The organism is Mesorhizobium sp. M4B.F.Ca.ET.089.01.1.1 (assembly GCF_004022605.1).
Taxonomy (GTDB): Bacteria; Pseudomonadota; Alphaproteobacteria; order Rhizobiales; family Rhizobiaceae; genus Mesorhizobium; species Mesorhizobium abyssinicae.
Window position 1 is genome coordinate 1 of the sequence record NZ_RZOS01000361.1, and the last position, 6,067, is coordinate 6,067.

Sequence of the window (6,067 nt, forward strand, 5' to 3'; positions counted from 1 at the left end):
GGCGCGCCCCAGCGGCAGCAGCGCGAAGGCCAGCGTCACCAGCAGGCCGAACAGCGCCGCCATGGCGAGCGCGCCTGGATAGAAACCGCCTTCCGCCGGCACCGGGATGACCGACTGCAGCGCGGCGATGCCGTTCGCAGCGAGCGCCGCGCCGAGGATCAGGCCGGCGACGATGCCGACGCCGGCAATCAGCAGGATCTGCACCAGATAGACGGTGAAGACAAAACCGCCGGAGGCGCCGAGGCTCTTGAAGGTGGCGATGACGCCGCGCTTGCCGTCGAGATAGGCGCGCACCGCGTTGGCCACGCCGACGCCGCCGACCACCAGCGCAGTAAGCCCGACCAGCGTCAGGAATTGCGAGAAGCGCTCGATGTTGGAGGAGAGCGCCGGTGCAGCGTTGCTGCGCGTGCGGATCGACCAGCCGGCCTCCGGAAACGCCTTGGCCGCGCGATCCTGGATCGCCTTGAGATCGGCCTCGCCGGCGCCGGCGGGCAGCCGGACCTTGTAGGCGTTCTCGACCAGGCTGCCTGGCTGGATCAGGCCGGACGCGGCGAGCCCTTCGGACGAGACCAGCAGCCGCGGCGCGAAGCCGAAGCCGTCGGAGACCGCGTCCGGCTCGTTCACCAGCCGCGCGCGCAGCTCGAACGTGGCGCCGCCGAGTTTCACCCGGTCGCCGAGCATGAGGTTCAGCCGGTCGAACAAAAGCTCGGGCGCCGCGGCGCCGAAGACGCCGGACCGCTCGCCGAACAGCGACGCGCGCGGCAGCGCCGGCTCGGTCGCTAGCGCGCCGAAGAGCGGATAGGCGTCATCCACCGCCTTGGCTTCGACCAGCGCCTGGTCCGAGCCGTCCTCCAATCGCGCCATCGAGCGCATGCTGGCGCTGTGCGAGATCGCGCCCAGCCCGCCGAGGAAATCGCGTTCGGCCGATGTCGCGTCGCGCTGGTTGAGCTGGAAGCGCAGGTCCCCGCCAAGCAGCGTCTGGCCCTGGTTGGCGACGCCGGCGCTGATCGCCTGCGCCACCGAATTGACGCCGCCGATGGCGGCGACGCCGAGCGCGATGCAGGCGAGGAAGATCAGGAAGCCGGACAGTCCGCCGCGCATCTCGCGCAGCGAGAAGCGGACCGCGAGCTTCAACGTCCGCGACAGCGCCATCAGGCCGAAACCTTCACCGGCTTCGGCGCGTCCTCGATCCGGCCCGAGCGCATCGACACCTGGCGCGAGCAGCGCGCGGCGAGTGATTGGTCATGCGTGACCAGCACCAGCGTCATGTCGCGCTCGGCCGCCTTGGCGAACAGGAGGTCGGCGATCTGCCGTCCCGTCGCCTGGTCGAGATTGCCGGTCGGCTCGTCGGCAATCAGGATGCGCGGCGAGGGCGCCAGCGCCCGGGCGATCGCCACGCGCTGCTGCTCGCCGCCCGAGAGCTCGCCGGGATAATGGGTGACCCGATCGCTGAGCCCCACCGCCGCCAGCTCGCGCGCCGCGACGCCGAACGGGTCGGCATGGCCGGCGAGCTCGAGCGGCACCGCAACATTTTCCAGCGCCGTCATATTGGGGATGAGGTGGAAGGACTGGAACACGATGCCGATGTTTCGCCCCCGAAACGAAGCGATCTGATCCTCGCTTTTACCGTTGAGTAGCTCGCCGGCGATGCGGACCGTTCCGGAATCGACCCTTTCCAGTCCGGCGAGGACCATCAGCAGCGTCGACTTGCCGGAACCCGAAGGGCCGACGATGCCGGTCGCCTCGCCGGCCGCGACATCGAGGCTGACGCCCTTCAGCACATGAACGGAGGACGCGCCTTCCCCCAGCGTCAGCGATACGTCTTTCAGCACGATGACGGCTTCTGTCACAATGAAAGCGTCCTATATGGGTAGAGAAGGGCTAGAGCATCGGAGCCAAAGTGGAGAGCGGGAAATCCGATGCTCAACCAGGAACCCGCCTTCGCCTGAAGACCATTTCCGCTCATATGGGGCCTGCCGCATGGCTTTCAAACACACTCTGGCCGCAGCCCTCGTTCTTTTCGCCGCGATCGGCAGCGCCGTTTCATCGGCGAGCGCCGAGACGTTCAGGATCGTCGGTTTCGGCGACAGCCTGATGGCGGGTTTCAGCCTCGGGCCCGGTGAGGGTTTCACCGATAGGCTGCAGGCAGCGCTTCGCGCCAAGGGTCTCGATGTCAGCGTCGCCAATGCCGGCGTCTCCGGCGACACCTCGAGCGGCGGCCTGGCGCGGCTCGACTGGTCGGTGCCCGACGGCACCCAACTGGTGATCCTCGAGCTCGGCGCCAACGACATGCTGCGCGGTGTGGCGCCGGCCGTCCCCGAGAAGAACCTCGACGAGATGCTGGCAAGGCTCAAAGCGCGCAAGATCGGCGTGCTGCTGGCCGGCATGCGCGCCGCGCCCAATCTCGGCGCCGACTACCAGAACGCCTTCGACGCCATCTATCCGAAGCTCGCCGCGAAATACGGCGTTCCGCTCTATCCGTTCTTCCTCGACGGCGTCGCCGGCGTGCCCGGCCTGCAGCTTGGCGATGGGCTGCACCCCAACGCCAGGGGCGTCGACAGGATGGTCGAAGGCATACTACCGACGGTGGAGAAGTCGATTGCTGCGGGTGGCGGCGCGTCGTGAGGCAGGAAAGTCACGGTTGCCGTTGGGGAAACCGCGAGGTCAATAAACCGCTTGCCCCGCTTGGATATCGATGATTCGCTAGGGGCGTGAGTTTCGATTCGAGGACAGGAGGCTTGCCATGCCGCGTCTTTTCACCGCCCTCGAAATTCCGCGTGACGCCGCTCTTTCGCTGTCCCTGCTCCGGGGCGGCCTGCCCGGAGCCCGCTGGATCGACGTCGAAAACTACCATCTGACGCTGCGCTTCATCGGCGATGTCGAGGGCCATGTCGCCGACGAGATCGCCAACGCGCTGGACCGCGTCCACCGCCCGTCCTTCTCGCTGACGCTCTCCGGTGTCGGCGCCTTCGGCCAAAAGAAGCCGCACGCCGTATGGGCCGGCGTCGCCGTCTCGCCGGACCTGACCGCCCTGCAAGGCGAGATCGACCGCATCTGCCAGCGGCTCGGGCTGCCGGCCGATCCGCGCAAGTTCATGCCGCATGTGACGCTGGCGCGGCTGCGCAATTCAAGTCCGCTCGACGTAGCGCAGTATCTTTCGGCGCGCGGCAATTTCTCGGCGCTGCCCTTCCGCGTCGGCCGTTTCGTTTTGATGTCGTCGCGCGATTCGGTCGGCGGCGGCCCCTATATCGTCGAGGAAGCCTGGCCGCTGTCGGGCGCCGACGCGCGCACTGCCAGCCGCTTCGCCAGCGCCTCCGACGCCTCGCGGATCATGCGATAGACCTCGGCGAACGCGTCCGGCCCGTCATAATAGGGGTCCGGCACCTCGCCCGCGGCGCCGTCGGCAAACTCCAGGAACAGGTGGATGCGCTCGCGCATGGCGGCGGGCGCGATCGCCTTGAGGTCGCGGACGTTCGCCCGGTCCATGCCGAGGATCAGGTCGAAGCGGGAAAAATCCTCCGGCACCACCCTGCGCGCCCTTTGCCCGGAAATGTCGATGCCATGATGCGCCGCGATCGAGATCGAACGCGGATCGGGAGCGGAGCCGACCTCCCAGCCGCTGGTCGCGGCCGAATCGAGCATGATGGTTCGGCCCAGCCCGCGCTCGGCCAGCACGGCGCGCAACACGCCTTCGGCGAGAGGCGAGCGGCAGATATTGCCGAGGCAGACGAACAGGATGGAATTTATCGGCTTTGCGCTCATCGATCCGGCGCCGTTTTTGTGCATGTCATGTCCCAAAACTGCGACGCACTTGCGGACGACATGCATTATGGTGAGGGTCAAAAGCCGAAATAGCACGGGACAAAGACATGACGAGAGAAAAACTGGGCAAGGATGCCGTCCTTGCCGCTTTGGCGGAACTGGGCGGCTGGTCGCTGGCCGAGGACGGCGCCTCGATCAGGCGCAGCTTCGGTTTCAAGAACTTTTCCGAGGCCTTCGCCTTCATGACCCGCGTCGCGCTCGCGGCTGAAAAGATGGACCATCACCCCGACTGGTCGAACGTCTACAAGACCGTGGACGTCACGCTGAACACGCATGATGCCGGCGGCGTCACCGCACTCGACATCGAGTTGGCCAAGAAGATGAACCGCTATTTTGGCGGCTGAACTCTTGTGATGGGGCGGCGCTTTCACCACATTTTCCCCCGGCGGCCGTGCACCGAACCAAGCGCGCGGCGCCAAGGAGAAGAAGATGGCGCGGCAACCCGGTTTTGATTTCTTCGGCTTCGGCGACAAGCTCGCCGGCGAAGGTGAGGTGCGCGAAAAATTCTGGCGCACAGCCAAGAAGGCCGCCCGGCAGATCCCGTTCATGGAAGAGGTGGTCGCTGCCTATTACTGCGCCATGGACAAGGACACGCCAATGCGCGCCAAGGGCATCCTGCTCGCCGCGCTCGGCTATTTCGTGCTGCCGATCGATTTCATCCCCGATGTCATCCTCGGCCTCGGCTTCACCGACGACCTCGCCGTGCTGACCGCCGCGATCACCGCCGTCAGCGCCCACATCACGCCCGCGCACAGGCAGGCTGCCAGGGACGCGATCGCCGACAAGGACTGAGCCCGAACCGGCGCAAGCGCTTGTTTGAAAAGTCAAACTCTTGCCGCTTTCGTATCCTCCAAGTCGGCACAGGGACGTCCCGCCTGCCGCCTTTGTGGCGACGGCGCGGGAATGGCGGCGGTTTCCTGGGGTGAGGGTCCTTTTCTTGAGGAAAATTCACCGTTTGGTAACCCTGATTAAATCAAAATGAAGCGACGGGCAGGACGCCGCAACGGCCTGCCGCCGCACCATTTGGAATACGGGAAAAGCGATGCGTGGATTGATTGCTACAGTTTCCAGCCTGGTCCTGGTGGCCCTGGCGGCGCCCGCGCTGGCGCAGTCGGCGACCAAGATCGGCCAGCACAATGCCTGGGGGACCTACAGCTACCAGGCATCCGGCGGCAAGGTCTGCTACGTGCTCACCGTGCCGACCGACAAGCAGCCGGCGACGCTCGACCATGGCGACATGTTCTTCTTCGTCAGCCAGCGGCCGGGCCAGCAGGTGTCCTACGAGCCGCAATTCATCGCCGGCTACAATTTCCAGGAAGGCTCCAAGGCCACCGTCACCATCGACAAGAAGACCTTCTCGATGTTCACGCGCGGCAAGTCGGCCTGGGTCGAGAACGCGGCGGAAGAGCCGGTGCTGATCGCCGCCATGAAGACCGGCACCGACATGAAGGTGCAGGCCAAGTCCGGTCGCGGCAACCCCACCTCCTATGTGTTCTCGCTGAAGGGCATTTCGGCCGCGCTGGCCTCGATCGCCAAGTGCAAGTAGGCTGAGGCCCCCTTGACGGCGGACAGCGACATCGACCGCGCCATCATGCAAATGGTGATGGACCGTTGACGGAAGACGGCCATGGTCCTCGCGAAAACCGAAGAGGCGCTTCGCAAGGCGGGCGTCCAGGTTTCCTGGGAGGATCATCGCCGGGCGACTGGAAGCTCTCGACGCGCGCGGCGACATTGAAAGCCAGGGAGACCTGACGCTCTGGCGCAACAGCGAGGTCCGCCTCCCGCAAGTGAAAGCGGAAGAACGATAGCTCAGCCCGGCGCGGGCATCGTCTCCGTTCTGCGCCGCCGGATCGCCTCGGCGATGAAGACGCGCGACAGCGCATGATAGAGCGGCTCGTTGGAGATCAGCCTCGCCGTGCCGTAGCCCAGCATCGCTGCGCACATCAGCGCGATGACATTGTCGTGGTTGCCGGTCATCTCGAGGATGATGACGAAGGCCGTCATCGGCGCCTGCACGACGCCGGCGAAATAACCGGCCATGCCGAGCAGCGCCGCCGTGCCGGTGGCCGTGCCGAAGACCAGGCCGAGCGTGCTGCCCAGCCCCGCGCCCACCGCCAGCGACGGTGCGAAGAGACCGCCCGGAATGCCCGATACCATCGACAAGAGGCCGGCGGCGAATTTTTCCACGAAGAAGAGGGCCGGCAGCGGCGTGCCTTCGATCGCGCCGCGCGCCTGCGCATAGCCG

The 6,067-nt window shown here is 66.2% G+C and carries 9 protein-coding genes; 5 read left to right on the forward strand and 4 right to left on the reverse strand.

Annotation, left to right across the window (positions count from 1 at the left end):
* Both EN780_RS25640 and EN780_RS25645 read right to left on the reverse strand, forming a co-directional pair.
* Positions 1-1,152: FtsX-like permease family protein (locus tag EN780_RS25640; RefSeq protein ID WP_128275683.1), on the reverse strand; the 1,152-nt coding region annotated here is incomplete at its 3' end.
* Positions 1,152-1,850 carry an ABC transporter ATP-binding protein gene (locus EN780_RS25645; protein WP_127391711.1) on the reverse strand — a complete coding sequence of 233 codons (699 nt, stop codon included), beginning with the start codon at positions 1,848-1,850 and terminating at the stop codon, positions 1,152-1,154. The genes EN780_RS25640 and EN780_RS25645, both read right to left, overlap by 1 nt.
* Positions 1,851-1,980: 130 nt before the next feature.
* Between EN780_RS25645 and EN780_RS25650 the strand changes: the two genes are divergently transcribed.
* Both EN780_RS25650 and thpR read left to right on the forward strand, forming a co-directional pair.
* Positions 1,981-2,625 (forward strand): arylesterase, encoded by a 645-nt coding sequence (locus EN780_RS25650; RefSeq protein WP_127391712.1) that lies wholly within the window; start codon positions 1,981-1,983, stop codon positions 2,623-2,625.
* Positions 2,626-2,743: 118 nt separating this feature from the next.
* Positions 2,744-3,340, forward strand: coding sequence for an RNA 2',3'-cyclic phosphodiesterase (thpR, locus tag EN780_RS25655; RefSeq protein ID WP_128275684.1), 597 nt, complete (start codon positions 2,744-2,746; stop codon positions 3,338-3,340).
* Here thpR and EN780_RS25660 read toward each other — a convergent pair.
* Complete coding sequence (locus tag EN780_RS25660; protein ID WP_127391721.1) at positions 3,244-3,762, reverse strand: low molecular weight protein-tyrosine-phosphatase; 519 nt, start codon at positions 3,760-3,762, stop codon at positions 3,244-3,246. The two genes, thpR and EN780_RS25660, sit on opposite strands and share 97 nt — an antisense overlap.
* Before the next feature lie 107 nt (positions 3,763-3,869).
* Between EN780_RS25660 and EN780_RS25665 the strand changes: the two genes are divergently transcribed.
* The 3 genes from EN780_RS25665 to EN780_RS25675 all read left to right on the forward strand — a co-directional run bounded on the left by EN780_RS25665 (position 3,870) and on the right by EN780_RS25675 (position 5,368).
* Positions 3,870-4,166: a 4a-hydroxytetrahydrobiopterin dehydratase gene (locus tag EN780_RS25665; RefSeq protein WP_127391714.1), complete on the forward strand. Its 297-nt coding sequence runs from the start codon at positions 3,870-3,872 to the stop codon at positions 4,164-4,166.
* A gap of 85 nt (positions 4,167-4,251) precedes the next feature.
* The gene (locus EN780_RS25670) at positions 4,252-4,614 is read left to right on the forward strand and encodes a YkvA family protein (protein ID WP_128275685.1); all 363 of its coding nucleotides are present in this window, start codon (positions 4,252-4,254) and stop codon (positions 4,612-4,614) included.
* Positions 4,615-4,864: 250 nt separating this feature from the next.
* Positions 4,865-5,368, forward strand: a complete 504-nt coding sequence (locus tag EN780_RS25675; protein WP_126057419.1) for an invasion associated locus B family protein — start codon at positions 4,865-4,867, stop codon at positions 5,366-5,368.
* A gap of 263 nt (positions 5,369-5,631) precedes the next feature.
* On the opposite strand, the gene EN780_RS25680 is transcribed toward EN780_RS25675, so the two are convergent.
* Positions 5,632-6,067 (reverse strand): chloride channel protein (locus tag EN780_RS25680; protein ID WP_189556728.1); only part of this gene is annotated, 436 nt, incomplete at its 5' end.